The 26,386-nt window shown below is 59.6% G+C and carries 25 protein-coding genes and 2 tRNA genes; 13 read left to right on the top strand and 14 right to left on the bottom strand.

All coding sequences use genetic code 11. The features are described 5' to 3' along the window. The first annotated feature begins 205 nt into the window (after positions 1–205). The 3 genes from FHT86_RS11840 (at position 206) to ppdK (ending at position 5,296) form a co-directional block, all read left to right on the top strand. Positions 206–820 carry a TetR/AcrR family transcriptional regulator gene (locus FHT86_RS11840; protein WP_133706914.1) on the top strand — a complete coding sequence of 205 codons (615 nt, stop codon included), beginning with the start codon at positions 206–208 and terminating at the stop codon, positions 818–820. A gap of 248 nt (positions 821–1,068) precedes the next feature. Further along, positions 1,069–2,394 carry a hemolysin family protein gene (locus FHT86_RS11835; RefSeq protein ID WP_133706913.1) on the top strand — a complete coding sequence of 442 codons (1,326 nt, stop codon included), beginning with the start codon at positions 1,069–1,071 and terminating at the stop codon, positions 2,392–2,394. Between the two features lie 235 nt (positions 2,395–2,629). Next, the gene (ppdK, locus tag FHT86_RS11830; RefSeq protein WP_133706912.1) at positions 2,630–5,296 is read left to right on the top strand and encodes a pyruvate, phosphate dikinase; all 2,667 of its coding nucleotides are present in this window, start codon (positions 2,630–2,632) and stop codon (positions 5,294–5,296) included. 21 nt (positions 5,297–5,317) lie between these two features. Here the strand turns inward: ppdK and FHT86_RS11825 are convergent, their stop codons facing one another. Together FHT86_RS11825 and FHT86_RS11820 are read right to left on the bottom strand one after the other, a co-directional pair. Continuing rightward, positions 5,318–5,593, bottom strand: a complete 276-nt coding sequence (locus tag FHT86_RS11825) for a hypothetical protein (RefSeq protein WP_133706911.1) — start codon at positions 5,591–5,593, stop codon at positions 5,318–5,320. A gap of 122 nt (positions 5,594–5,715) precedes the next feature. After that, the gene (locus FHT86_RS11820) at positions 5,716–6,132 is read right to left on the bottom strand and encodes a hypothetical protein (RefSeq protein ID WP_166656802.1); all 417 of its coding nucleotides are present in this window, start codon (positions 6,130–6,132) and stop codon (positions 5,716–5,718) included. A gap of 242 nt (positions 6,133–6,374) precedes the next feature. Here FHT86_RS11820 and FHT86_RS11815 point away from each other — a divergent pair, with 242 nt between their 5' ends. Next, positions 6,375–7,307: a DUF1499 domain-containing protein gene (locus FHT86_RS11815; RefSeq protein WP_133706909.1), complete on the top strand. Its 933-nt coding sequence runs from the start codon at positions 6,375–6,377 to the stop codon at positions 7,305–7,307. Between the two features lie 6 nt (positions 7,308–7,313). Here the strand turns inward: FHT86_RS11815 and FHT86_RS11810 are convergent, their stop codons facing one another. Together FHT86_RS11810 and FHT86_RS11805 are read right to left on the bottom strand one after the other, a co-directional pair. Then, the gene (locus FHT86_RS11810; protein WP_133706908.1) at positions 7,314–8,222 is read right to left on the bottom strand and encodes an MBL fold metallo-hydrolase; all 909 of its coding nucleotides are present in this window, start codon (positions 8,220–8,222) and stop codon (positions 7,314–7,316) included. Next, positions 8,219–8,521 (bottom strand): cupin domain-containing protein, encoded by a 303-nt coding sequence (locus tag FHT86_RS11805; RefSeq protein WP_133706907.1) that lies wholly within the window; start codon positions 8,519–8,521, stop codon positions 8,219–8,221. Before FHT86_RS11805 ends, FHT86_RS11810 begins: the two co-directional genes overlap by 4 nt. A gap of 157 nt (positions 8,522–8,678) precedes the next feature. Here FHT86_RS11805 and FHT86_RS11800 point away from each other — a divergent pair. After that, positions 8,679–8,753: transfer RNA gene (locus tag FHT86_RS11800), tRNA-Gln, on the top strand. 124 nt (positions 8,754–8,877) lie between these two features. Here the strand turns inward: FHT86_RS11800 and FHT86_RS11795 are convergent. Beyond that, positions 8,878–9,276, bottom strand: coding sequence for a hypothetical protein (locus tag FHT86_RS11795; protein ID WP_133706906.1), 399 nt, complete (start codon positions 9,274–9,276; stop codon positions 8,878–8,880). A gap of 303 nt (positions 9,277–9,579) precedes the next feature. Here FHT86_RS11795 and FHT86_RS11790 point away from each other — a divergent pair. Beyond that, positions 9,580–9,656: transfer RNA gene (locus tag FHT86_RS11790), tRNA-Pro, on the top strand. A gap of 84 nt (positions 9,657–9,740) precedes the next feature. Here the strand turns inward: FHT86_RS11790 and FHT86_RS11785 are convergent. Then, positions 9,741–10,556, bottom strand: a complete 816-nt coding sequence (locus FHT86_RS11785; protein ID WP_133706905.1) for a hypothetical protein — start codon at positions 10,554–10,556, stop codon at positions 9,741–9,743. Positions 10,557–11,172: 616 nt separating this feature from the next. On the opposite strand from FHT86_RS11785, the gene FHT86_RS11780 reads away from it, so the two are divergent. The 5 genes from FHT86_RS11780 (at position 11,173) to FHT86_RS11760 (ending at position 14,031) form a co-directional block, all read left to right on the top strand. Beyond that, positions 11,173–11,892, top strand: coding sequence for a pentapeptide repeat-containing protein (locus FHT86_RS11780; RefSeq protein ID WP_183868731.1), 720 nt, complete (start codon positions 11,173–11,175; stop codon positions 11,890–11,892). A gap of 44 nt (positions 11,893–11,936) precedes the next feature. Continuing rightward, positions 11,937–12,434: a GAF domain-containing protein gene (locus FHT86_RS11775; RefSeq protein WP_133706903.1), complete on the top strand. Its 498-nt coding sequence runs from the start codon at positions 11,937–11,939 to the stop codon at positions 12,432–12,434. Between the two features lie 188 nt (positions 12,435–12,622). Continuing rightward, positions 12,623–13,072 (top strand): peptide-methionine (R)-S-oxide reductase MsrB, encoded by a 450-nt coding sequence (gene msrB / locus FHT86_RS11770; protein WP_133706902.1) that lies wholly within the window; start codon positions 12,623–12,625, stop codon positions 13,070–13,072. Continuing rightward, positions 13,069–13,602 carry a peptide-methionine (S)-S-oxide reductase MsrA gene (gene msrA, locus FHT86_RS11765; RefSeq protein ID WP_133706901.1) on the top strand — a complete coding sequence of 178 codons (534 nt, stop codon included), beginning with the start codon at positions 13,069–13,071 and terminating at the stop codon, positions 13,600–13,602. The genes msrB and msrA overlap by 4 nt, the downstream gene beginning before the upstream one ends. Next, positions 13,603–14,031: a DUF6314 family protein gene (locus FHT86_RS11760; protein WP_133706900.1), complete on the top strand. Its 429-nt coding sequence runs from the start codon at positions 13,603–13,605 to the stop codon at positions 14,029–14,031. 95 nt (positions 14,032–14,126) lie between these two features. Here the strand turns inward: FHT86_RS11760 and FHT86_RS11755 are convergent, their stop codons facing one another. Then, positions 14,127–15,017, bottom strand: coding sequence for a LysR family transcriptional regulator (locus FHT86_RS11755; protein ID WP_133706899.1), 891 nt, complete (start codon positions 15,015–15,017; stop codon positions 14,127–14,129). Positions 15,018–15,221: 204 nt separating this feature from the next. On the opposite strand from FHT86_RS11755, the gene FHT86_RS11750 reads away from it, so the two are divergent. Continuing rightward, on the top strand, positions 15,222–16,004 hold the full coding sequence (locus tag FHT86_RS11750; protein ID WP_133706898.1) for a class I SAM-dependent methyltransferase: 783 nt from the start codon (positions 15,222–15,224) through the stop codon (positions 16,002–16,004). Positions 16,005–16,114: 110 nt separating this feature from the next. Here FHT86_RS11750 and FHT86_RS11745 read toward each other — a convergent pair whose 3' ends face one another. The 4 genes from FHT86_RS11745 to FHT86_RS11730 form a co-directional block, all read right to left on the bottom strand. Continuing rightward, positions 16,115–17,203 (bottom strand): 3-deoxy-7-phosphoheptulonate synthase, encoded by a 1,089-nt coding sequence (locus tag FHT86_RS11745; protein WP_166656785.1) that lies wholly within the window; start codon positions 17,201–17,203, stop codon positions 16,115–16,117. A 549-nt stretch (positions 17,204–17,752) separates the two neighbouring features. Next, on the bottom strand, positions 17,753–18,814 hold the full coding sequence (locus FHT86_RS11740; protein WP_133706896.1) for a porin: 1,062 nt from the start codon (positions 18,812–18,814) through the stop codon (positions 17,753–17,755). A gap of 441 nt (positions 18,815–19,255) precedes the next feature. Next, a complete protein-coding gene (locus FHT86_RS11735; RefSeq protein ID WP_133706895.1) occupies positions 19,256–19,603 on the bottom strand; it encodes a hypothetical protein in 348 nt (115 codons plus the stop codon). Positions 19,604–19,937: 334 nt separating this feature from the next. Continuing rightward, complete coding sequence (locus tag FHT86_RS11730) at positions 19,938–21,503, bottom strand: MFS transporter (RefSeq protein ID WP_133706894.1); 1,566 nt, start codon at positions 21,501–21,503, stop codon at positions 19,938–19,940. Positions 21,504–21,693: 190 nt separating this feature from the next. Between FHT86_RS11730 and FHT86_RS11725 the strand changes: the two genes are divergently transcribed. Then, a complete protein-coding gene (locus FHT86_RS11725) occupies positions 21,694–22,617 on the top strand; it encodes a LysR family transcriptional regulator (RefSeq protein ID WP_133706893.1) in 924 nt (307 codons plus the stop codon). Between the two features lie 46 nt (positions 22,618–22,663). On the opposite strand, the gene cysN is transcribed toward FHT86_RS11725, so the two are convergent. The 3 genes from cysN to FHT86_RS11710 all read right to left on the bottom strand — a co-directional run bounded on the left by cysN (position 22,664) and on the right by FHT86_RS11710 (position 25,971). Then, the gene (gene cysN, locus FHT86_RS11720; protein WP_133706892.1) at positions 22,664–24,148 is read right to left on the bottom strand and encodes a sulfate adenylyltransferase subunit CysN; all 1,485 of its coding nucleotides are present in this window, start codon (positions 24,146–24,148) and stop codon (positions 22,664–22,666) included. Position 24,149: 1 nt separating this feature from the next. Then, positions 24,150–25,103, bottom strand: a complete 954-nt coding sequence (cysD, locus tag FHT86_RS11715) for a sulfate adenylyltransferase subunit CysD (protein ID WP_133706891.1) — start codon at positions 25,101–25,103, stop codon at positions 24,150–24,152. A gap of 130 nt (positions 25,104–25,233) precedes the next feature. Further along, positions 25,234–25,971 carry a phosphoadenylyl-sulfate reductase gene (locus tag FHT86_RS11710; RefSeq protein WP_133706890.1) on the bottom strand — a complete coding sequence of 246 codons (738 nt, stop codon included), beginning with the start codon at positions 25,969–25,971 and terminating at the stop codon, positions 25,234–25,236. Between the last annotated feature and the right edge of the window lie 415 nt (positions 25,972–26,386).

Below are 26,386 nucleotides of genomic sequence, written 5' to 3'. Positions count from 1 at the left end.
CAACCAATTGATCTCATTGATCGATGCTCATGTCCGCGATGATCCGAAGCCGCGCTCCGCCGACAGGCGTCCCCAACGAGGATGCCCGTGCCCGCATTCGATCTTCGGTATGTTGCGCGTTAGCATGCCGCTCTCTTGACACCTGTCCCGAGAGTTGCGATAAATATCGTATGACCGGTTGGTCGGAATTAGTCAAGAGGCTGAAATGAAATCTCCTGCAGGCGCCAAGCGCGGCCCGAAGCCGAAGCCTGATACGCGTAACAATCTCCTTCAGGTGGGTCTGCAGATGATCCACGCCGAAGGTTATGCCGCGACCGGCATCCAGAGCATCGTGGATGGGGCTGACGTGCCCAAGGCCTCTTTCTACAATCATTTCCCGAGTAAGGAGGCGTTCGGGATCGAAGTGGTCGACGCCTATTTCGATCGCAACGAGGGCAAGTTGCGTGACTTCTTCTGCAATTCGAATGTTGAACCGCTCGCCAGGTTGGAGGCTTATTTCGACGATCGCATCGCTGCTTTCAGAGCGAATGGATTTGCGCGAGGATGCCTGCTTGGCAATTTTAGCGCAGAGGTCGCCGATCACAGCGTGCTGATGCGCGAGCATCTGGTCGAGCATTTTGAAGCCTGGAGCAGTTTCTTTGAAAAATGCATCGCTGAGGCGCAGAAGCAGGGAGTGATTAGCGACAAGCTTCCCGCAGCTTTGCTCGGTCGTTTCGTGTTGAACAGTTGGGAAGGCGCGTTGCTGCGTATGCGAGCCGAGAAGAGCGATGTAGCGCTGGTCGAGTTCAAGGAAGCCGTCTTTGACGGGCTCTTCGCCTAGGGTGATGTCTGGGCGAAATTCCGTTCGATCGCTATAGCAGTGCAGAAAGCGAGGCTGGCGGGAGCCGCTATCGACGCCGCTTTTCTTGTTTGGCCTCCGTTCTGAGCGAGATCTTGGCGGGTCCTTTGAAAGGAAAATGTTTCTCTTATCGACAAGAAATTGCCGTCTCGGCTGCCGCACAGCCGGAAAGCGTGTTAGATTTGTTTTCGATCAATAATACGTGGCGCTAATCCGCCCGGAAGGGAAGCATGTCTGGATTTGATGGCGGTATTTTCGATTTTCTCGGAATACTCGCCGTGTTGTTACTCGTCGCCGCTAATGGTTTCTTCGTTGCGGCTGAGTTTTCGCTCGTTTCCGTTCGGCGCAGCCGTGTGACCGAACTCGTAGCCGAAGGGCGGATGAACGCCACGGCCCTACAACGGGCGGTCGACAATCTCGACGCCAACCTCGCGGCCACCCAGCTCGGCATCACCATATCTTCGCTTGCGCTCGGTTGGGTCGGTGAACCGGCGCTCGCCCATCTTCTGGAGCCGCTTCTCAATTTTCTGCCCGGCTCCTGGGCCGCTGCCGGATCGCACGCCGTAGCTGTCGTGATTTCCTTCGTCATCATTACGGCCCTGCACATCGTTCTCGGCGAACTTGCACCGAAGAGCCTGGCGTTGCAGCGCAGCGAAGGCACCGCTTTGGGTGTCGTGCGGCCGCTGGGCTTGTTCCTGTTCTTGCTCCGCCCCGCGATCATGGTGCTGAACGGCCTCGGAAATATGGTCCTGCGGCTCTTCGGCCTGCGGCCGGGTGCCGGAGAAGGCTCGCTGCATTCGCCTGCGGAAATCAAACTGCTGGTCGCCGAAAGCCAGGAGGCGGGGTTGCTGGAACAGGCGCAGCAGGAGCTGGTCGAACGTGTCTTCAACATCGGCGACCGCGATGTCTCCGATATCATGACGCCGAGGCTGGAAGTCGATTGGATCGACGCCGAAGATACGTCCGAGGAGATGCTGAAGGCCATTCGCGAAAGTCGTTTCGAACAGCTCCTGGTCGGTCGCGGGACGATAGACGAACCGATCGGCATGATCCTGAAGAAGGATCTTCTCGATCAGCTCTTGAACGGCCAACCCCTCGATCCGATAGCCGTCATGCGTCAGCCTCTTATCGTTCATGAAGCGACGGCGGTGTTCAAAGTGCTCGAGAGTTTCAAGCGCGCGCCTGTCCGTCTCGCCATGGTCATCGATGAGTATGGCAGCCTGGAGGGCATCGTCACGCAGACGGACCTGCTGGAAGCTATCGCCGGCGACCTGCCGGATATGGAGAACGAGGGACCGGATATCGTCGAGCGCGCCGACGGCTCGCTGCTGATCGAAGGCATGATGCCCGCCTATGACGCCTTCCAAAGGCTTGGCCTGCGCGGGCGTTCCGAAGACGGCAATTTCCACACCTTCGCCGGCTTTGCGCTTTACCAACTCGGCCATATCCCTGAGGTCGGCGAGAGCTTCACATTCGATGGCTGGCACTTCGAAATCGTCGACTTGGATGGCATGCGGATCGACAAGATTCTGGCGCAGCGTGAGAGTAGTGCCTGAACAGCCTAAAGCTTAATTCGCTCCCATCATGCGCATCTTTTGACCATCGTCGAATATGCGCATCACGGCTATGGTGTCGTCCTTGATCCGAAAAGATGATCGTCGCTTCATGGAAGCGGCGATAAATAGGCTTTAATTCCATATTTATTGTGCAGCGCAACATTTCGCCGCATTTGTCGATTTTCATTTCCACCTCAATGAATTAAGTTCAACCTTGGGAGTTGGACGGGGGAAAATGACGAAGTGGGTTTATACATTCGGCGACGGGAAGGCCGAGGGTCGCGCAAGGGATTATGAGCGGCTCGGGGGGAAGGGTGCCAATCTTGCCGAAATGTGCAGCCTCGGTCTGCCGGTTCCGCCCGGTTTGACGATCGTCAGCGAAGCCTGTGGTTTCTACTACAAGAACGGTCGCAACGTTCCGGAAGACCTCAAGCCGCAGGTGATGCAAGGGCTGAAGCAGATGGAGGCCATCACCGGGCGCAAGTTCGGCGATAGCGCTCGGCCGCTGCTGGTCTCCGTGCGCTCGGGTGGGCGGGCCTCCATGCCCGGCATGATGGATACCGTCCTCAATCTCGGTCTCAACGACGAAACCGTGCAGGCGCTCGGCCACGATGCCGGCGATGCGCGTTTTGCCTGGGACAGCTATCGCCGCTTCATCCAGATGTATGCCGATGTCGTCATGGGTCTCGACAACGAGGTTTTCGAGGAAATCCTCGAGGATGAGAAGGCTCGTCTCGGCCATGAGTTCGATACCGATCTTTCCGCAGTCGAGTGGCAACATGTCGTTTCGCTTTACAAGGCCATCATCGAAGAGGAGCTGGGGGACGCTTTCCCGCAGGAGCCGGAAGTGCAGCTCTGGGGCGCTGTCGGTGCGGTGTTTTTGAGCTGGATGAACCCGCGTGCCGTCACCTATCGCCATCTGCACAATATTCCCGAAGCCTGGGGGACAGCGGTCAATATCCAGGCCATGGTCTTCGGCAACCTCGGCAATTCGTCCGCAACCGGCGTCGCCTTCACCCGAAATCCCTCGACTGGCGAGAAGGAGCTTTACGGCGAATTCCTGGTCAATGCCCAAGGGGAGGACGTCGTCGCCGGCATTCGCACGCCGCAAAGCATCACCGAGGCGGCCCGCATCGCCTCCGGCTACGATCGGCCGTCGATGGAAAAGCTAATGCCGGAAGCCTTTACCGAATTCCGCCGCATCTGCACCGAGCTCGAAGCGCATTACCGCGACATGCAGGATCTGGAATTCACCATAGAGCGCGGCAAGCTCTGGATGCTGCAGACCCGCGCCGCCAAACGCACCACCAAGGCGGCGATGAAGGTGGCTGTCGACATGGTCGACGAGGGCGTGATTACCGAGGACGAGGCCGTCTCACGAATCGAGCCGTCGACCCTCGATCAGCTTCTGCACCCGACGATCGATCCGCGCGTGTATCGCGAAGTCATCGGCTCCGGCTTGCCGGCCTCGCCGGGGGCGGCCACCGGTGAGATCGTCTTCACCGCCGAGGAGGCGATCGTCGCAGAAGAGGAGGGCCGCAAGGTCATTCTCGTGCGCATCGAGACGAGCCCGGAGGATATTCACGGCATGCATGCCGCGGAGGGAATTCTCACTACGCGCGGCGGCATGACCAGCCACGCGGCGGTGGTTGCCCGCGGCATGGGCATTCCCTGCGTCGTCGGCGCCGGTACCATGCGTATCGATATGCGCAACGAAAAGCTAATCGGGATTGGCGTCACCCTGAGGAGGGGCGACATCGTCACGATAGACGGTTCGACCGGTCAGGTACTGAAGGGCGAAGTGCCGATGATCCAGCCGGAACTCTCCGGCGATTTCGGCCGCATCATGGCCTGGGCCGATCGCTCGCGCCGCATGACGGTGCGCACCAATGCGGACACGCCGGCAGACGCCCGCGCCGCACGTTCCTTCGGTGCCGAAGGCATCGGCCTTTGCCGCACCGAGCACATGTTCTTCGAAGGCGACCGCATCCATGTCATGCGCGAGATGATCCTCGCGGAAGGCGAGGAGGGCCGTCGCGCCGCGCTCGCCAAGCTCTTGCCGATGCAGCGGCTCGATTTTACCGGCATGTTCACCATCATGCACGGGCTGCCGGTAACGATCCGCTTGCTTGACCCGCCGCTGCACGAATTCCTGCCGAAGACAGACGAGGAGATCGCCGAGGTCGCCGGCATCATGGGCATGGAGCCGGCCATCTTGCGCCAACGCGTCGATGCGCTGCATGAATTCAATCCCATGCTCGGTCATCGCGGCTGCCGCCTGGCGATTTCCTATCCTGAAATCGTCGAGATGCAGGCCCGCGCCATCTTCGAGGCGGCGGTCTCCGCCGCTAAGGAGACGGGCGCTGCGGTCGTGCCGGAGATCATGGTGCCGCTGGTCGGCCTGCGCTCGGAGCTCGACTACGTCAAGGCACGCATCGACGAGGTGGCTCGTGCCGTCATGACGGAAGCAAAGATGAAGATCGACTATCTCGTCGGCACGATGATCGAGCTGCCGCGCGCCGCCCTTCGCGCCCATATCATCGCCGAGGCGGCCGAGTTCTTCTCCTTCGGCACCAACGACCTGACGCAAACCACCTTCGGCATGTCGCGCGACGACGCCGCCGCCTTCATCCCCACCTATCAGCGTAAGGGGATCATAGAGCATGATCCCTTCATCTCGCTGGATTTCGACGGCGTGGGAGAGCTGATCCGCATTGCTGCCGAGCGCGGCCGGCGCACGCGCAACGACATGAAGCTCGGCATCTGCGGTGAACATGGTGGCGACCCGGCCTCGATCCATTTTTGCGAGGAGATCGGGTTGGACTACGTGTCCTGCTCGCCTTTCCGCGTGCCGATTGCAAGGCTTGCGGCGGCACAGGCAGCGATCAGAGGCAAGGCATAGCTTCGTTGCAGGACGAGGCGATCAGCGACGCCAGTAGCCGCGATGATAATAGCCTGGCCCGCCGATGACGTATGGCGGACCCCAGAAGAAATCATCATTGCTTTCCATGAAGGCGCGCTGGTCCGCCTGCCTGTTCAGATCCTGATTCATCAGGCAGTTGGCAAAACTTTCGGTACCGCGCCGGAAGCCGTAGCCGCTGCATTTCGCCTCGTCTTTCGCCCGGATTTCTTCCGCGGTTTGGCAGGCGGATAACGCCAGAGCAATAGCAACGAGGGAGAGTGCGGGAAGAATACGCATGACTCGATATCCTGGGCATAAATACTTATGCCAGAACTATAATCCCGCTCGGCGAGGTACGAAAGATGTATTGCTGCCGGCTCATCACGAACCGTTGAACAACACCGTGCGGCTTGCGCCGCTCAAGCGGACTCGTGCGGCCTTTCCGGCAGGCGTTGCAGCAGATTAACGAAGGCGTCGGTGAAGCGGAGCAGGGGCTCGGTTTCCTCATCCGGCTGCAGCAGGCGGATTTCCGCACCGTCTTCGTCGAGCACCGCGAAGATGACGCGCATGGCCTCTCCATCCCCAGGGATCCGTAGAACCGCAAGCCGGCGGCAATCCGATATCAATCCCGCGGCCGGGAGATCGAACAGGAATTCGCCATGCGCAGCCCGGGCGGCGTCGCGTACTGCTTCGCAAAAGGCCGACTCTCCGCCGGAAAAACCTTCGAGCGATAATTCCAGCTCCAACAGTTCGAGCGGCAGGGTGGGATCGGCAGCATCGGCGACCGTTCCGGCCGCTGCAGGCAACGGCTTGGCGGCGATGTCTGGCGATTGTATCGTTTCCATCTCCTCAAGTCCTTTCATGGCCTTAGTAAAACGCCAAAAAGCATGGCCCTTTTTCGGAATTTAAGCAAGTACTCACGTTTTCGTGTCAGTTGGCCCGGAATCTGCTTGCGGTCGAGCGTTAATCGTCTGTGCCGACATCTGATTTATTTTCGCCGGCTCTTGCTCTAAACATGAGGTCGACCTTCGGGATTCGGTGCATCCGCCTTCCGATCCGACGCGCCGACGAGTTCTTGATGACCATTCGCTTCGACCGTCCCGTTTCGCATGCAGCTCGCGCCGCGCGCTTGATTGCGTCCTTTGCGCTGGTGCTATGCGGAGTGATTCTGATCGGCCATCGATTTGGGCCGCTGGAAACGCCCTATTTCGTCCTGCTGATGCTGATTTCCGCCGGCTTTGCCGCGCTGGCGGTACTGCTTGCGGCCATCGGCCTGACGCAGCTCTGGCGGGTTGCCGCCGTAGGTGGGGTTTCGGCCGTCAAGGCGCTGATTTACGCCGCGCTGCCCCTGGCGATCGTCGGCATCGGCGTCGAGCGTTATTGGACACGGCCCGCCATCTACGATGTCTCGACCGATCTCGCTGACACTCCGGAATGGCTGACGCCGCCGGAGGCCAAACAGATCTGGCTGCCGGCAAGGCATTTTGTGACAGCGCAGGACCGTGAGGCGCAATATGCCGCCTATCCGGCCCTCACCGGCCGTCGCTACGAAGGTGCTGTCGACCGCGTGCTGGAGGCCGTACGCAAGGTCGCCAAGGACAACCACATCACCATCGTCAAGGCCGCCGGCGCCGATGTCACTGATCCGAACAGCGATGAAAAGCCGAAGCGTCCAGCGCTCCGACAGCATCCAAGCCAGCCGCCGGACGACAGTGCCGTGACCGACATGCCCGATGTCGTGCCTGTGCCGACGCCGCGCCCCTTTCGCGACGACGTAGCTGACCTGATCCGCCAAAGCTCCGACGTCGTCCTGCAGGGCGAGACCCGCACCCGCATTCTCGGTCTGCACTTCGATGTGCTGATCCGCCTGCGTGAAGAAGCGGAGACGACGCTTGTCGACGTCCGCGTCGCCTCTCGCTATGGCCAGGACGATCTCGGCATCAGCGCCAACATAGCGGAAAGCTACTTGAAGGCATTGGACGCCGAACTCCTGGGCATTGCCGGAAGCTGAAACGGCTTATGCGGGCCTATAAGCCCCGAGCAACGCCGGCGGTCCGTCCGTTTCGACCTGGCCTTTCCCCACCAGATCCTCCAGATGCGCCAGCACAGACAATGCGGCTGCTCCATGCAGGCGTGGGTCGGTGTCGCGGTAGATGGCTTTCACCATGTCGGGGATCAGACGATCACCAGCCTTGATGCGCTCCAGTACGGCGCGTTCGCGCATGCGCCGATGGGTTCTGAGGCCGCGCATGAAGGAGGCGGGTTCCTTCACTGGCCCGCCATGGCCGGGAAAGAACAGGCGGTCGTCACGGCCAAGTAGCCGGTCGAGCGAAGCCATATAGTCGGCCATGGAGCCATCAGGCGGCGCGACGATCGTCGTCGCCCACGCCATGACATGATCGGCGGAAAAGACGACGCCGCTGCCCTCCAGCGCAAAACAGGCGTGGTTGGCCGTGTGGCCGGGCGTCAGAAGTGAGGTCAGCTCCCAACCGTCTCCCGAGACGCTTTCGTCATCGGCAAGCGCGATATCCGGCAGGAAGCCTGTATCCGAGCTTTCGGCAAAGGGATTGACCTCGCCGTCATGCAGCGGCCGCGCGGCGCGGTGCGGTCCTTCGCCGACCGTCAAGGCGCCGGTAGCCTCCTTCAACCGTTTGGCGAGCGGCGAGTGGTCGCGATGGGTATGGCTGACGAAGATATGCGTCACCTCGCGCCCCTTCAGCGCCGCCATCAGAGCCGCGAAATGCGCGTCATTCTCCGGGCCGGGATCGATGACCGCAACGGACGAGCCGCCGACGATATAGCTGTTGGTGCCGTAGAAGGTGAAAGCGCTGGGATTGTTGACCGTCACCCGCTCGACGCCGGGCGCAATGGGAACGGCGCGCCCATAGGCGGGCTCGAAGGCAAGGTCGAATTCGGGAGTGCTCATGGTCGCTTGTATTCAACTTCTATGAAGGACATCGGTTCGGACCCGGCATTGACCACGTTGTGTTCGACGCCGGCATCGCGGCGGTAGGCCGCGCCCTTGGCAAGGTCGACGCGCCTGTTTTCGTTCGCTTCCTCGATCAGGAACTGGCAATCCGTCATCGGCACCACGACATAGCCGAGACCGTGGACATGATGTCCAGTATCGGCGCCCGGCTCGAAATGCCAGCGGGTGATACGCACGACGGCATCGTCGAGGAGCACTGTCGGAACAGCCGGCGGGCGGGCACGATATTGGCTCATCGGATCTCCTGATTGGATTTGGGCGGGCCAAGACCTATCATAGCCACCCCGGAAGCGCACAGAAATATGCGTTCACACGTAACTTAGTGATTGTGAGCGGATGCGACCTTTGCTAATCAGACGCCGATTTGGCGCGAACAGTCGCCATGTCGTACGGTGGGGCGTAGCCAAGCGGTAAGGCAGCGGTTTTTGGTACCGCCATCCCCTGGTTCGAATCCAGGCGCCCCAGCCACTGCAAATTTCCAAAATCAAATTGAGCTGGCTACCCCACAAATAGTCGAGTGCTCCGCCAAAACAAAAACAGGCGACCCTTTCGAGCCGCCTGCGATATTCCCGTCCCCGATAGTTCTCGAAGCTCAGCTCGCCTTTTCCGGCGGCGCCAAGAGTTCGGCACAGTAGGAGGAGCCGTTGGTGCCGGGCTGGTCGCCGAGGATGTGGACCGAGCGAATGACATAGCTCTGGTTGGTGACGATATCGGCCTTGCAGCTGAGATAGAGCTTGCTGCCTTTCTTGGCGCCCTTCTTGGCGGCGACGGTGACCGTCTTGTAGCCGCCACGCCACGTATAGACGCGGTTGCCGCCTTCGTCGCGATCGGCGATCGGTGGCCCGTATGAGGCGAAGAAACGGCCGGCCGACTGCCCTTCCCAGCGGTCCTGAACCGGGTTGCTCGCAATCGTCGGGAGTACTGCGGTTGTAGTGGTGCAGCCGGTCAGGGCCAGCAACAGCCCCGCCGCGGTGATCATGCGGATATTCATCGTATCGTCCTTGAGCTTCTGTCTCGCATTCGGCTGCGGAAACGCCGCTGTCCCACGACATTTCCGCCTGTCCCGCTAAGGCTTTAGCGCCAAAGCCGGCAAAAGAAAATTCCCATCCGCGTGTACAAGTGGGATTTTGCGAAATGTGTTGCGTCTTATGCACTTCGGCCGGTTCGACGCCTGTTTTACTGCCGATTTTCTGGGCAATTGCCTCTGTAATCTTTTCGTCAAGAATCGGCCGGTTTTTTTGATTTTGGTGCTTGTGCATCAAAAATGGCTGGTCTATAGAAGCGCCGCTGGTCACGGAGTGTAGCGCAGTCTGGTAGCGCACCACGTTCGGGACGTGGGGGTCGAGTGTTCGAATCACTCCACTCCGACCAGCTTGAAAAGCCCGCGTTCGCGGGCTTTTTTCGTTTTTGCATTGCGACGGTAGGATCGAGGGTGGCGCTCCGGGTGAGTGTTCGTCATTCCCTTTGGGCGTCGGTTCCGCCCGTGACATAGCCTGGCTCGTCGTCATACGAGAAGACTTTTGTAATAAGACCCGATTTGAGCGCTTCGGCGTTTCCGACGTGGTACAGGCCCTGCGGGGTTGCCAGTCCCATCATAGCGAACACGTCGTCATGGCTGACGCCCATTTCGTCAAGATAAGAGGCAAGATCCGCCTTCAAGGCCGGACTGGGAGTTGTCGATATTTCGTCAAGTCTTCTTCGTCCCGGATTTGATGTTTTCGTATTTGAAGTTCCATTCGTTATCTGATGAACGGCGATAGAGGCGTTCACAGCCGCAGTGCGAGTTTCTCCTCCAGCAAGTGCAAACGGGCAGGCCGAAAAACAGTATGCGCCTCCAGCGTGAACTTCGCCTTCCGACCATCCGTCCTTGACTATCTTCTCGGGGCAGCGTGGCAGCAGCATGGGACAGTCTTTCAACTGCGTCCTCCCGACCACCGTTTCGAGGCCGGCGGCGCGGATCATGCGTCCTATCGATAAGGCACCGGAGACATTGCCGCCGATGGATTGAAACACCACAGGGAGCTTTCGGCCCTTGAGCTTCTTCAAAAGCTTCCGAAGCCCCATCGGCGAACCAGCCGTTATTTCCCCTTCTGCGGATATCCATTGGACGCAGGATTCCTGGCAGTTGTGATTCCTGACCAGCACGAAATCCATCGATCTCTTTTCAAGAGGGGGTTGGTTTGCGGCGGCAAATACGTTTCCCGCCATAGTCAGAAGAAGGCCTACGATCACCACATAAACGGTGGCAAAAAAGCGCGAGCGAATTGTCATTAAATGCCCCTAGAAATAGCAGAGCAATTGCTATCGCCTGAGACCTTTTGGCACAACCGTTTGTAGTGCCGGTGATGGGCCGATCGGAAATAATCTCGCGAAATCTGCCGCGTGAAGCCTGCAATTGCGCCCCAAACGCCCCGCGTCCAAAAGCACCGCCACATCCTTATTGACAAAAACTAAGTCGATCTTACTATTAGGGTGCTAGATTAGATTGACCTCCAATCTGCACCATAGTGGTCTGGTCGTTTCCCTCGGCCAGGCCACTTCTCTTCTGGGGCGTCGACTCCGCTTCTGCCGGGCTCTGTCATTCCGCTTGACGGTCTTTGCAATGACTGTGAGCCGCCGATATGTGGTTTTATCGTGCGTATCTGTCGCCGGTCCTCTTTTCTAAGCTTTCTTGCGGTGCGACAATTCGCTGATAGCGGTTGTTGTGCGATATCCTTTGGCGCCATAGGCGCTTTTCGTTGTGGGAAACACTATATACAGAGTTGCACGGGACGCCTGACTCGATGCCGAGGCAAGGCGCCTGCATGGAGAAGCGAAGCGAGGGATGAGGATGCAGGTTTGGCGGGGACGAAAGGGTCGCGGCGCGGCTCTGAGTTGGTTTGCAGCTATGGGTAGGCCCGTTGCTGCCGGTCTTTCCGGGCTGGCGCTGGCTGTGACAATCCTGCTCGCGTCCGGCGCCCATAATCCTGCGCAAGCCGCCGATTGCGGCAATGTGGCCTCGCCCGGTCTGGATTGGAGCGAATGCAGCAAGACCAATATCATGCTGGAGGGCAGTGATCTCCAAGGAGCCAATCTTGCCGGCGCTCATTTCGACAGCACCGATCTCAGCAACGCCAATCTCACATTGGCAAATCTGGAAAAAGCGACGCTGGTGCGCGCATGGTTGAAGAATGCGCGGGCCGAGGCGGCGAATTTCTCGAGGATCGAAGCATACCGCGCCGATTTCAGCAACATCTCGGCCAACGGCGCCAGATTCGCCAGCGCGGAGCTGCAACGGGCTGAATTCGGCGGCGCGCAGCTTACCAACGCGGATTTTCAGAAGGCCGAGCTTGGCCGTGCCGATTTCGATAAGGCGGTGCTGACGGGGAGTAATTTTTCTCTCGCCAATCTTTCCCGCGCCGCTTTGAGCGGCGCGACGATCAAAGGCCCGGTCGCCTTCGGCGGTGCCTTCATGTATCTGACCCGTATCGAAGGGCTCGATCTCTCAACCGCCACCGGCCTGGAACAAGAGCAGATCAATCTTGCTTGCGGTGACAAGGCGACCGTGTTGCCTGCCGGGCTGAAATCGCCGGAAAACTGGCCCTGTCCGCCTGACGACAAAGACTGAAAACAATCCGGTGGGCAACGACAAGACTGAAAGGCAGCAATCCAATGTTTGCGGAAAAGACGATCCAACACGCCAACAAACCCGAATTCTACCGTGAGCTTGCCGGCCAATTGCAGGCGCTGCTCGACGGCGAGGCCGATCCGATCGCCAACGCCGCCAATACATCGGCGCTGATTTACCAGATGCTGCCGGACCTCAACTGGGCCGGCTTCTATTTCCTCCAGTCGGATGACGAACTAGTGCTCGGGCCATTCCAGGGCAAACCAGCCTGCGTCCGCATCGCAGTCGGCCGCGGTGTATGCGGGACGGCGATCGAGAAAGAGCAGTCGATCCTCGTCGAAGACGTACATGCTTTCCCAGGCCATATCGCCTGCGATGCCGCTTCTCGGTCGGAGCTGGTGGTCCCGCTGTTTCGCGATGGCCAGGTCTTCGGCGTCATCGATCTGGATAGTCCTCTTGCCAGTCGCTTCGACAGCGACGACCAGGCCGGCATTGAGGCTTTGGCGGCGATCTATGCCTCTGCCTGCGATTGGGATGATTGATTGCCTGAGGCTGGGCGGCGCATCACGCCGCCGTGTGCGATATGGCAAATCGGCTGCCCGATACCTATATCTGCGTCGCAACCACTCCCGCGACGCTCATCGAGCTTGATGTCTGTAACGATATCCAGTGTTCTCTCGTAGTACCTGGTTGAGTTCGAAACATGCGTCTGAGGGCAAGGAGAACAGGAATGCAGAACTACAGCAAAACTTCCGAGGCTATAGCGAAGCTGTCCCCCGAACAGTACCGTGTGACGCAGCAAAGCGGTACCGAGCGTCCCGGCACGGGCGAATATCTCGACAACAAGCAGCCGGGCATCTATGTCGACATCGTATCTGGCGAGCCGCTGTTTGCCTCCTCAGACAAGTTCGATTCAGGCTGCGGCTGGCCGAGCTTCACCAAGCCTATCGAAACTACCAACATCAATGAGCTCACCGACCTCTCGCACGGCATGATGCGCACCGAAGTGCGCTCTATCCATGGCGACAGCCACCTGGGTCATGTTTTTCCCGATGGACCGCAGGATCGCGGCGGTCTGCGCTATTGCATCAACTCCGCCTCCCTTCGCTTCGTGCATCGCGACAGGATGGAAGCTGAGGGCTATGGTGCCTATCTCGACCAAGTGGAGGATATCCGATGACTACGGAACGTGCAGTTCTCGCCGGCGGTTGTTTCTGGGGCATGCAGGACCTCATCCGCCGCTATAAGGGCGTCATTTCGACACGCGTTGGCTATACCGGCGGCGAGGTCCGCAATGCGACCTATCGCAACCACGGCACCCATGCGGAAGCGATCGAGATCACCTTCGATCCCGAGAAGATCAGCTATCGCGACCTACTGGAATTCTTCTTCCAGATCCATGATCCGACCACGCGCAACCGCCAGGGCAACGATGTCGGCACGAGCTACCGCTCGGCGATCTTCTATACGAGTGAAGAGCAGAAGCGGGTCGCCCTGGACACGATCGCCGATGTCGAGGCATCCGGTCTCTGGCCGGGCAAGGTCGTCACTGAAGTGACGCCGGCAAGCGACTTCTGGGAAGCCGAGCCGGAGCACCAGGACTATCTGGAGCGCATTCCGAACGGCTATACCTGCCATTTCGTCCGCCCCGGTTGGAAACTGCCGGTCAGGCAATCAGGCGCTGATGCAACGCAACGTGCCGCGTCCTGAATGGGGGACGCCTGGCCGCCGGGAGCGGCCGAAAATGAACGGCTGAGATCCTATCTCGGCACCTGGGACGTGAGGCGGAAGATCATCGACCGCCTCAACGCCTCTTTCGTCCTGTTCGAAGGGCAGGCGTTCGTCACGCCTCGCCAGTTCGAGGAGCATGGCGACACGACGACGGACTATACGACGCTCAGGAGCAGCCGTACCTATGCGCTCAGCAGCGGTGCTGGGAATGTCGTCGTCTATTTCCCCGACCTCACCGAATTCGTCCGCATCGGAGATGGCGCATCGCAACGCCTCGTCCATCAATGCGGCCCCGATCTTTATCGCGGCCGTCTTTTCTTTCGTGGACCGGATACGTGGGCAGAGATGTGGCACGTACAAGGGCCCCGAAAGCACTATGTAAGCCTGGCTCACTATCGCCGCGTCTAGAGCAATTCCAGGAAAAGTGCGAAGCGGTTTTCCTGGAATTGCGAAAAAACAAAGAGAGGGAGCGGTTCTGCGATTCCGCAAAAGGCTGAACCGCTCTAGCCCGTCAGGGCCGGGTGCGAGACCGAGAAGGCCTGCGCTTCCTTCTGCAGCCATTCGCAAAACAACACCGATTTTCGATTCCGCCGGGCGCGCCGCAGCGCCACATAGTGATGGCCGCTGTCGATGAAACCCAGTGGGGCGGTGAGGCGGCCGAAACGAATATCGTCGGTCACATAGGGCCACGGCGCGACGCAGACGCCAAGGCCCGCGCTCGCAGCCTCCAGCATGAAATAGAAATGCTCGTATTCCACGCGCGCTCCGGTCTCGACTGCTGCGCCTGACCGCGACAGCCAGTCGCCCCAGGCGCGAAGGCGCGTTCTGGTATGAAGCTGCGGAACGCCGGCGAAGTTCTCTTCGACGGTTTTTTCGAGGGAAGGGGAGAGAACCGGGCCCGTCTGCTCCGGAAAAAGCGCAATCACCTCCGCGCCCTGCGGCCAGGGTGCTGCACCGACCCGGATCGCGACATCGAACCCGTCGCGGGTGAAATCGACCGGACGGGACGATGCCGTCAGGCGAACTTCGATATTGGGGTACTCCGCCTGGAACCGGTAAAGCCGCGGGATCAGCCAACGCATGGTAAAGGTGCCGGGGCAGGAGACGTCGAGTGATCCGTCTTCCGTGTCCGCAACAGAACGCACCGACATGTCGATCTGATCGAAAGCGGAGACCAAGCCCGACAACAGGGTCGAACCTGCCTCCGTCAGCCGCAGCTTGTTCTTCGGCCCCTCGAATAGCGGCACACCCAACACGTCCTCAAGATGCTGGATCTGACGGCTGACGGCGCTATGCGTCACGTTCAACTCGTCAGCCGCCAAGGTCATCCGCCCATGCCGGCCGGCAGCTTCGAAGGCACGTAATGCGTTGAGAGATGGGATGCGGCGAGCCATGTGAGATTTCCGAACAGCTTTTGTTCGATCATATCGGTTTTCTTCCTGCGCACCATAATGTTTTGTCCTGCTTACAATGTAAATTTCCCCGTTGAGGGAACAATGAAAATCGGAGTGCGAGAGCATTTTCGACGACGGCAAAGCTATGCCTGGACCAAACAACGACGCTGCCCAGTGCAGCCAGACAATGAGGATGAGGACCTTATGGTCAACCGACATCAGGACGGTAGCGCCGGTGATGCAAACTACGGCGTCATTGGCACGAATTACGCAAAATACCGCCAGCCCGATCCGCATATTGCGGCGTTTATCCGCGCTGCATTGGGCGATGCCCGCAGTGTCCTCAATGTCGGCGCCGGCGCCGGCTCCTATGAGCCCGTTGACCGTGCGGTGACGGCAGTCGAGCCCTCAGCGTCGATGCGGGCGCAGCGGCCCGCGCATCTGCCCTCCGCCATCGATGCCACCGCCGAGAAGCTTCCTTTTGCAGACGGCAGTTTCGATGCCTCCATGGCGACATTCACCGTGCATCAGTGGTCCGATCTGGCAGCAGGGCTTGCCGAGATGCGGCGGGTGACGCGCGGTCCGGTCCTGATCCTGACCGGCGATCCGGACGAGCTCAATCGCTTCTGGCTCGTCGACTATGCGCCGGAAGTGATCGCGGTAGAGGCGCGCCGCTATCCGCAAATGGCGACCATCAGCGAAGGGCTAGGCGGCAATGCCAAGGTCATTCCGGTGCCGATCCCACTGAGTTGCACGGACGGTTTCGGAGAGGCCTATTACGGGCGCCCGGAACGCCTGCTGGAGCCGGGCGCACGTCTCGCGAATTCCGCCTGGAGCTTCGTTGATGCCTCGATCGGCGATCGCTTCGTCGCCGATCTCAGCCGTGACCTGAAGGACGGCACCTGGGATGCTAAATACGGGCATCTACGCACGCAGCCGGAATTCGAGGGCTCGCTAAAGCTGATCGTCGGTCGCGGGCGATCCTGAAACGGATCGAAGGGAGATTTTTGTCTTCGCCACTCGGCGAGGACAAGCCTGACGGCGGCCAGGGATCGTTCACCAACGCGTACTAGGTGAACAATCCCTTGGTCGGAATGCTACTTGCGAAGCAGCCGCCGCCTTGTTTGTGCGGCTCGAGCCAGTTCCTCCAATGTGCGGACGGAGGTTGGCCAATCAATGCAGCCGTCTGTGATGCTCTGGCCATAGACCAACGCTTTGCCGGGAACGAGATCCTGGCGGCCGCGGACGATGTTGCTCTCCATCATCATGCCTTTGATGCGATGGTCGCCCGCGGATATTTGCTCTGCGACGGCGCTGACGACCATCGGCTGGTTCTCGGGGTCCTTGCCGCTATTGGCATGGCTGGCATCGATGATGATCCGCGGATCAAGTCCGGCTTGCCGAGCCTGTACCGAAACCGCTTGCACGCTGGCCGCATCATAGTTGGGTTGCATGCCGCCGCGCAGAATGAGGTGGCAGTCCTCATTGCCGCGCGTCGAGGCAATCGCCGCCAAGCCATCCTTGGTTACGGCCGGGAAATGATGCGGTTGCGTGGCCGCCACGATTGCATCGAGGGCTATCTTTGCATCGCCGTTCGTCCCGTTTTTGAAACCGACCGGGCATGAAAGGCCCGAGGCAAGCTGGCGATGCACCTGGCTCTCGGTGGTCCTCGCACCGATAGCGCCCCAGCTTACCAAATCGGAAATGTACTGCGGCGTGATCGTGTCGAGATATTCGCAGCCGGCCGGCAGCCCGATTTCGTTGACGTCGACCAGAAGGCTTCTGGCGATGCGCAATCCCTCTTCAATACGGTAGCTTCCATCGAGATGTGGGTCGTTTATCAGACCCTTCCAGCCGACCGTGGTTCGAGGCTTCTCGAAATAGACCCGCATGATAATTTCGAGATCGTCGGCGAACCGGTTGCGCTGTTCCTTCAGGCGGGCAGCATAATCTCGCGCCGCGACGGGGTCATGGATGGAGCAGGGGCCGATGACCACAATCAATCGATCATCGTGATTATGCAGGATGCCGTGAACGGCGTTGCGAGTTTCCGTCACGGTCGTGGTGACAGCCTCATCCCGCGGAATCTCCTCTATAATGCGAGAGGGGGGCGTAAGGGCAGTGATCTCGATAATTCGCAAATCATCAGTGGAATTCAACACGGTATCGGTTCCTTTTTGGGTCATACCGTGCCGACAAAAAAGCCGCCAGGTAGGACTAGCGGCTGTTCGGGTTTATGTCGTTGCGTCAGTTTTACCTACGCACGGGCCCGCCTCCGCTGAGAGCAGCGGTACGAATAAAATCGCGAGGCATTTGCGTAGGTGAAAGACATGCGGCCTCTCTACGACAAAAAATCCGGCTTGTCGATGCTATTGATGCGTTTGGAGTGCATCATCACAAGCCTTGCCGCGGGCGCCAGCTCCTCGCTTTATCGCCCGGCCCGCGAAAGCCGGCTACAGCTTACCGTCCGTTTGCTCTTTGTTTGCACGAAGCCAAAACGATGCCGCTGGCGGCCTCTGGCTTTGAACGATCCTGTCAGTCGCATAGTATAAGTGTAACATTATATATAATATGACAAAAACAAGTTTCTACGCCCGGCTGTGATGCACCCGGCTGATAGCGATTGGCAAATGTAGCAATTTCCATCTCGGAAGGACCGGCCCCGCTTCGCTGGAAGCAGGGCCGATCCCCATCCGATCAGGGGTCAAGTCAGATCAGATCTCGGAAATGAGGTCTTAGAAGCTACGCTGGAAGCGAAGAACGCCGGCCCACTGGTCTTCGTTGATCGAATCCCAGTTGGTGTAGGAAACTTCCGGCTGAACCAGCAGGTTCTTGACCGGGTTCCAACGAAGGTTGGCGGTTGCTGCGAAGATCTTCGAGTCGGTGTAGGCAACCTGAGCGTTGGCCTGCAGCTTGTCGTTGAACGGAACGGTGACGCCGCCCCAAACAGCCCAGTCACCCCAGCCGATGCCCTTGGCCGGGCCTGCACCGTTCGAGCTGGCGTACTTGTTCAGCTTGTCGCCGTCCGTGTTCCAGCCGCCCATGACGAACGCCTTGAAGACGCCGAAGTCGGCATCGGCGCGAGCCTTGATAGCACCTTCTTCGACGATCGAGTCATAACCGCCGACGATCTTGAAGCCGAAGTTGCCAGCCTTGTAGCCAGCACCGGCAACGACGTCCGGAGCGTAATGATCCGAGCTGTCTTCGCCGTTGACGCCGGTTGCGCCAGCGCCGGAGTTGGAATCTTCGAGCGAGACGATAGCCGTGAAGCCGTTGCCGGCGTCGTAGCTATAGGTCAACTGGTTGAGTTCGTACGGGCCGTCATAGACCACGTCGTCGTTGATGACGTTACCGGCATAGCCCATGTACAGGTTGTACTGGGAGTCGAGCTTGCCGATGGTGAAGCCAGCCAGGCTAATGTTAGCGAACAGCAGCTTCGTGGTCGTGGAACCACCTTCCTGCCAGTCGAAACGATAGATGGTGTTGGTCTTCAGAGGACCGTATTCGGTGTCGGTCGCGGTGTCGACGCTGAGCTGGGCGCGGGTGTGCCACAGCGTGCCGGAACGGTCGGCCGGGTTGTAGGCGTTGTACCACTTGCCTTCGGTACGAACCATGCCGCCGATCTTGAGGCAGGTTTCCGTGCCCGGAATGAAGAAGTAACCGGCACCGTATGCGTCGCAGATGCGGACGTATTCGAGCGGCTCCGGCTCAGCGGCGACGACAGCGTCGGCTGCCTGAGCGCCGGAAACTACTGCGAGAGCAGCAGCGGAGCCGAGAAGAAGGCTCTTGATGTTCATAAAAACTCCAATCCAATATAGATTGGGCACAGGCTATCGCGCCGAAAAATCGACGTGCCTCACCCTATCCCTGTTTAAAAACCCCGACTCGGGAGAAGCAGGCCCCACCCGCTTCTGTGCGCTATTAAGACCGAATTCCTGCAAAGTTATATGATATATTTTTCTCAGAATGACGTTTTCGTGATTTTTCATTTTAAGTTGCATGAAAGCAACATCTGCAAATGCAGATAGTAAGTTTGTCATAATATTGTCTGCATAATAATCACTTCGGATTAGAAAGTGGAAAAAGGGGATTAGCCCCGAGGGGGTACATCAAGCAGACCTTGGCAGCCGCCGGAATGTCCGCGCCGAATGTGGAGGCGCACTGCGCTCAATCGAAATCGGCGCCTTCAGCGATGTAGGATCGGATTGCTATGGAGGGTGAAAGCCTGAGAGCGCCGATTAATAGAGAGCGGTACGTTTCGAAGTCGGCGATATCAGCTTGCTGAGCATGGCGCCGATCGCAAGGCCCCAGAGGGCGCCGGCCATGTCGACGATGATATCCATCGGTGAGCCGTAACTTCCGTTCGCCAGGAAATGCGAGAAGCAAAGCACCGACACGCTGCCGATCATCAAGAGGCAAGTGAAGGAGGGCGATTGCGGATAGGCAATTCGCGCCAGCATGCCGGCGACGCAGAGTGCGCCGGCGCGATACATGTTGAAGGGATTGCCAAACTCGGCCTGCCAATTGAGATGCGCAAAGGTTACGGCAACCAGTGCCGCAATGTAGCTCCACGCAATAGTTTTCAAAAACCGGTTTGATATCATAAGACTATTTTATAGCTGCGATCGCCGCCTAGCGGTGCACACATTTTGTGTGTTTTCGAAATATATCGTTGCGCACAGAGGAAAGCTAAAAGCGCCTACGGCCCATAATTTCCATAGCTTACGCCTATTTCCTTCGCCAGTGTCTTCAGACGCTTTGCCTGGGGACCGCCGCCGTCATGGCTCGCGGCCCGGGCCTATCTGATCGCGCCGAAGGCGAGGAAAGAACCCCCGATTTCCTTGATCATGAGTGGGGGATCTAAAGGGGGAAATGAGCCGGCGTCATTGTGCCGGCCCACCCATCGATGCAAAAGTGGACTTAGGCGTTGGAGGCATTAAGCGCTTCCTCGTCGCCCTCCGGCTCCAGGTCTGCTGCTTCGACGGTGCTCTCCCCGGTGCCGCGGCCAAGGAACGCGAAGACGACAATTGCCGTGATGGTCGTGATTGCCGTCAGTAGCCATAGTAGCGCACTAAAGGCATCACTGTAGCTTTGGATCAGCAGGACATGTGGGATCGCCGGCACATTCGATGCAGCATCGAGGAGATCGCCGGTGACGAGCCGCTGCGCTGCAATGGGGGCATGTTCGCCCGCCTCAGCGCCGAGATGTGATTGAATGAGTGCCGATAGGACGGCACTGACGACAGCAAGCGCAACACCTTCGCCGGCGACGCGGGTGGTGCTGAAAATGCCTGTCGCCATGCCCGCACGCTCCTTCGGAACGACACTCACGGCGAGCCCATCCATCAAGCCCCAGGGCAGGCTGATACCGATGCCGATGGTGAGCAACGGACCAATCAATGCCATAGGTGCTGATCCCGTGGCGAGATGGCTGAGCCAGAACAATCCGGCGGCGGAAATGATAAGGCCCGCGCTGCAGATCGTAGCGGCCGTGAACCACCGCGTCAGCAGACCTGCAACGATCGGCAGGACGAGAAGCGGCGCCGACAGGGCGACCATCATCCGGCCGGCGGCGACCTCGCTCATGCCCTCGATGCCAACGAAGCGAACTGGAAGAAGGATGAGCAGCACGACGAAGGCATAGGCAGGTGCGGCCGCCAGCAACTGCACGCCGACGAAGCGCGGATACCGAAACAGAGTGAGATCCAGCATCGGGCGTTTCACCGAGCGCTCGATGATGCCGAAGGCCACGAAGAGCAAAGCCGCGCCCGAAAGCAGGGCAATGACCAGCGGGTCGCTCCAACCGTTTTCCGGAGCGCGCAACACGCCGTAGGTGAACAATGTTAGGGCGAGCGTAAAGCTGAGCGCGCCTGGCCAATCGAGACCGCCGGCATCCGGATCTCTGGACTCGGTCAGGAAGTATGCGCCGAGGCCAAAGGCGAGGACGGCGAGGATGACGACCAGAAGAAAGATTGCCGGCCAACCGAAGGCTTCGATCATAAGCCCGGAAGCGATCGGTCCGAAAGCAAGACCGACGCCGAAGCTTGCGCCGACGATGCTGAAGGCGCGCATGCGCGCGGTACCCTCGAACTCCTGCGCGAGTGACGCCATGCCGCCGGAAAACGCCGCAGCAGCACCCATGCCTTGCAGCGCCCGCAGGATATCGAACCAGACGATGTCGCCGGCGAAGGCCAGTCCTGCCGAGAATATGGCGAAGCCGCCGAGCCCTATGAGGAAGATGCGCTTGCGCCCGAAACTGTCGGCGAGCGCACCGGCGGCCATCAGGCTGCTGCCGAAGGTCAACATGAAGGCGTTGGTGACCCAGTTGAGCGCAATTGGGCTGCCGCCGAGCGTTCGGCTGATTGCCGGCAGGGCTACGGCGGGACCGGTGAAGGTCAGGGGCATGGCGGCCGCTGCGCAACAGACCGCGACAAGAACGAACAGTTTTTCGGCCGGACTCGCGGCCCTTATCTTGTTTGGATACATCGGGATTTCCGCTGTGTTTGAGCAAAAAGAAACCCGCGGACGGTTTCGGATTGGAAACTGCCTCTAAAAATGGCGGTCATCATCCGCGGGAGCGGTGGAATACCCAAGCAAGATAATTTTGCTTTAATTCAGAGAGAATAGCGCTAAGTTTCCATATATGCCGGAAAAAAACGCTCGAATGGAAATTAGCATGGATCGGTTAAGTGGCCTGACTGCCTTTGTGCGAACCGCCGATCTCGGCAGCTTTGCCGCCGCGGGGCGCGTGCTCGGCCTATCGGCCTCCGCCGTCGGCAAGGCGGTGACCAATCTCGAACGGCAGCTCGGCGTGCGGCTGCTGCAGCGCTCGACCCGCAGCATTCGCCTGACCGAGGAGGGACGCCTCTTCCACGAGCGCTGCCGGCGCGTTCTTGATGATCTCGACGACGCTCAGGCGTCACTCGCGCAAGCAGTCGCCGTGCCGCGCGGGCGGCTGCGCGTCAGCGTGCCCATTGTCAGTTATCATCTTCTGCTGCCGGTGCTGCCGGAATTCGTTACCCGCTATCCCGATGTCGAACTCGATATCGATTTCAACGACCGCATCGTCGATATGATCGAAGAGGGCGTCGATGTGGCGATCCGCAGCGGCGACCTGCCGGATTCACGGCTGATGTCGCGCTCGCTGCGGCCGTTCCAGATGCTGCTGTGCGCCGCACCGAGCTATCTCGAACGCTATGGCGTTCCCGATTGTCCGCGCGCCCTCGACGGTCACTTGGCCATCCACTTCCGCTTCCCCAACAGCGGTAAGATCCAGAACTGGCCTTTGACTCTGCCGGAAGGTGAGCCGGAATTGCGCACGCGAACGGTCCTGTCCTGCAACAACATGGAGGCCCTGCGCGGCGCGACCCTCAGCGGCCTCGGTATCGGCTGCATGCCGGATTTTTTGGCGCGCAGCGCGCTCGCCGAAGGGAAGCTATGCACCGTGCTTGACGACCATATCGATGGCCCAGGCCGTTTCCACCTGCTTTGGCCTTCCAACCGCCACCTCTCTCCCAAAGTCCGTGTTTTCGTCGATTTTCTCAACGAAAGGCTTTTCGCGGAGCGCTGCGAAGCTCTGCCGGTCGCGATCAGCGCATGAAAAAGGGGCCAATCGGCCCCTTTCTCCATCACGAATTTAACGTCGATCAAATATCGCTGGCCGCGTTCGCCCAAATCTCTGCGGCCTGTGCAGCGGTGACACGGCGGACTTCGGTTTCGTCGCGGCGGCTTGCGAAGAGTTCGCTGGCCATGATCTGGTCGGCAAGATCGGCCGGTAGCGACAGGAGCACGCGTTGGCCGTCCTTGTGGATGCCGCCGATGTCGGTGCGCTTGCCGGTGATCATGCCGCCGGCGACCGTGTTGTTGCCATCCGGATCGATCAGGATAAAGGAGCCGGTCGAGCGGTTCTGGTCGTAGGGATCGAAGACCGCAGCTTCGTCGAAGGCGAGGCGGACCTTGCCGATGGCGTTCATCCACAGCGTCTGTGCCGGCGCCCAGGCGCCAGTCTTCAGCTCGAGCTGAGCGATGGGCTGCACCTGCACGCGCTGGCGGCGGCTGCCGCTCTTCAGCCAGTAGCGCTTGCCGGGCTCGATGCCTTCCGGCTGCAGCGCGACGATCTGAGCGTCGAAGGCGAGGCCGGACTGTGGCTGGCTGTCGATGGCGACGATCATGTCGCCGCGGGACACGTCCACCTGCCGGTCGAGCACAAGCGTGATGGCGTCGCCGGCAACGGCGGCATTGCGCACGAGATCAAAGGTTACGATCTTCGAGACGTTGGCGACCATGCCCGACGGCAGGATCATGACGCTGTCGCCTGGCTTCACTGAGCCGCCGGCAACCGTGCCCTGATAGCCCCGAAAGCTTTCGCCCGGTCGCGACACGCGCTGTACCGAGAAGCGGAACCCGACCGTCTGCGCCGAACGCACGGTGGCAAGTTCCAACGTCTCGACGAGCGTCGGGCCGGTGTACCATGGCATGGAGGCCTCGCCGGAATAGACGACGTTCTCGCCCTTCAGCGCCGACATCGGGATGGCGGTGATCTGCTTGACGCCGAGTGACAGGGCGAATTCGCGGAAATCGTGCGAAATTTTCTCGAAACCGGCGCGGTCGTAGTTCGTCAGGTCAATCTTGTTGATGGCGAGGACGAACTGCTTGATGCCGAGCAGCGAAGCGATCGTCGCATGGCGGCGCGTCTGTTCAAGAATGCCCATGCGCGCGTCGACCAGCAGCACTGCGAGATCGGCGGTGGAGGCGCCGGTCGCCATATTGCGGGTATATTGCTCATGGCCGGGCGTGTCGGCGACGATGAAGGAGCGCTTGTCGGTCGAGAAATAGCGATAGGCGACATCGATGGTGATGCCCTGTTCGCGTTCGGCCTGCAGGCCGTCGAGCAGCAGGGCGAAGTCCGGCAGGCCGAGATCGTTCTGTTTGCCGGTGGAATCGCGCTGCAGCGTAGCGGCCTGGTCTTCCTTGACGGCCTTGGTATCCCAGAGAAGACGGCCGATCAGCGTGGATTTGCCGTCGTCGACGCTGCCGCAGGTGATCAAGCGAAGCGGACGCGAGTCGCGCACCGCCTTGGCTGGCTCGGCGGCGGGCAGGGTGACGACGTTTGCGGTTGCGGCTGCAGTCATCTCAGAAATATCCTTCACGCTTCTTTTTTTCCATGGAGCCGGATTGGTCGCGGTCGATGGCGCGGCCCTGTCGTTCGGAAACCGTGGCGATTTCCAGCTCTGCAATAACGTCTTCGAGGGTGGTGGCCGTCGAGCGGATCGCGCCCGTCAGCGGGAAGCAGCCTAGCGTGCGGAAGCGGATGACTTCCTCGCGCTTGACTTCGCCGGGCAACAATTCGAGGCGCGGATCGGCAGCCATGATCAGCATGCCGTCGCGCTCGACGACCGGGCGCTTTTCGGCGAAATAGAGCGGCACGATCGGTATATCCTCGGCCTGGATGTAGCGCCAGATATCGACTTCGGTCCAGTTCGACAGCGGAAAGACCCGGACGCTCTCGCCCTTGCGGATCTGGCCGTTATAGATGTTCCAGAGTTCCGGGCGCTGATTGCGCGGATCCCAGCGATGGTCCGGCGTGCGGAAGGAATAGATGCGCTCCTTGGCGCGCGAGGCCTCTTCGTCGCGGCGCGCGCCACCGAAAGCGGCGTCGAACTGGCCGGCGTCGAGCGCGTGGCGCAATGCTTCCGTCTTCATGATGTCTGTATAGAGCGCCGAGCCGTGGGTGAATGGCGTGACGTTCTCGGCCTTGCCGCGCGGATTGATGTGTTCGATCAGGTCGAGGTCGTATCTTTTCACGATCTCGTCACGGAAGGTGATCATCTCGGCGAACTTCCAGCCGGTGTTCACATGCAGGAGCGGGAAGGGTACGCGGCCGGGATAGAAGGCCTTGCGCGCCAGATGCAGCAGCACGGAAGAATCCTTGCCGATCGAATAGAGCATCACCGGACGCTCGAATTCGGCCGCAACTTCGCGGAAAATGTGGATCGACTCGTTTTCCAGCGCCTTCAGATGTGGGTCGAGCGGCGGCTTCGTGCTCTGCGGATTGGAGAGTTCCGTATCCGGACGGCTATCGGGCATTTCTAACTCCAGAACTTCAAATAGTCCCGACCGGGAGGCTGGCCAGGAAGAATAAGATATTTTGGTTCCCGGTAGGCTGGCGGCAGCTTGAACTGCGCCTCAAACCGATGCCGGGAACCGGCGGGGTATGTCACTGTGCGGCGACTGCGGCTTCCTCGTGAACATGCAGGCCGCATTCGCGTTTCTCATCGTTTTCCCACCACCAGCGACCGGCCCGCTCGGGCTCGCCCGGCTTGATGGCGCGCGTGCAGGGTTCGCAGCCGATCGACGGATAACCGCGCTGATGCAGCGGATTTACCGGCACGCTGTTGTCGGTGACATAGGCGCGGATCGCGTCGATATCCCAGTCGGCAAGCGGGTTGACCTTGATGAGATTGCGTTCCGGGTCATATTCGGCAAAAGGCGTATCAGCGCGATTCGTCGACTGGCCGCGGCGCAGGCCGGTGACCCAGATCGTGGCCCCGGAGAGCGCTCGCGCAAGCGGCTTCAGCTTGCGCACGCCACAACAGGCATGCCGAGCTTCGACGCTTTCGTAAAAACCGTTGAGGCCATATTTCGCCGCATAGGCATCGATGTCGGCCTGCTCCGGCTCGTAACGGCGGATATGGATGTCGTATTGGCTTTCCGTCTCGTCGATCAGCGCCAGCGTCTCGGGAAAGAGACGACCGGTCTGCAGCGTCGCAACTTCGATCGGCAGGCGGTGATTGCCGATCTCCGCCGTGATGACCTGATCTTCGATCCCGAGGGAGGTCGTAAAGACGGCGTGGCCGCCGAGGCCGGCAACCAAAGACAGACGGCCGGCAAGATCAAGCGCCGCCAACCGGCTGTTCAGCGTTCCGGCTTCTTCGATAAGATTGATGGCAGTCATAGGGAATCCTGTCCTGATGTTGCCAGGAGTATCGCAGCTTGTGACAGGAGCGGACAGAAAAACCGATTTCGAAAGCAAGGGGATAGGGAGCAAATATCTCCATGAAGCCGCGCCCATGCGGAAAACCGACCGCCTCGGCTGTTAACCAAGGCGTTTTGCCCCCTGAAGCGGGTCAATGCGGCAACGCCGATAAGACTAGTCATATCTAAGCGCTTGCTTTAATGTCTATAGAAATAGTAGAGTTACACGCAGCTTGTCAAACGGAAATCGGAAGTGATGGCCAAAAAGATGCGAAACGCGGAATTTTGCCCTAAACTGTGGGCATAGTGACAAGAACGAAAACAAGGCTGGGTTGCCGGCAGCACCAAGCTTTTTCATGATCTGCATCTTGATGTCGGATCGAAGCCTGGTGAAA

Source organism: Rhizobium sp. BK313 (genome assembly GCF_014193655.1).
Taxonomy (GTDB): domain Bacteria; phylum Pseudomonadota; class Alphaproteobacteria; order Rhizobiales; family Rhizobiaceae; genus Rhizobium.
Note: the sequence above shows the minus strand (reverse complement) of the source record. Positions and strands in the feature narration are given on the sequence as shown.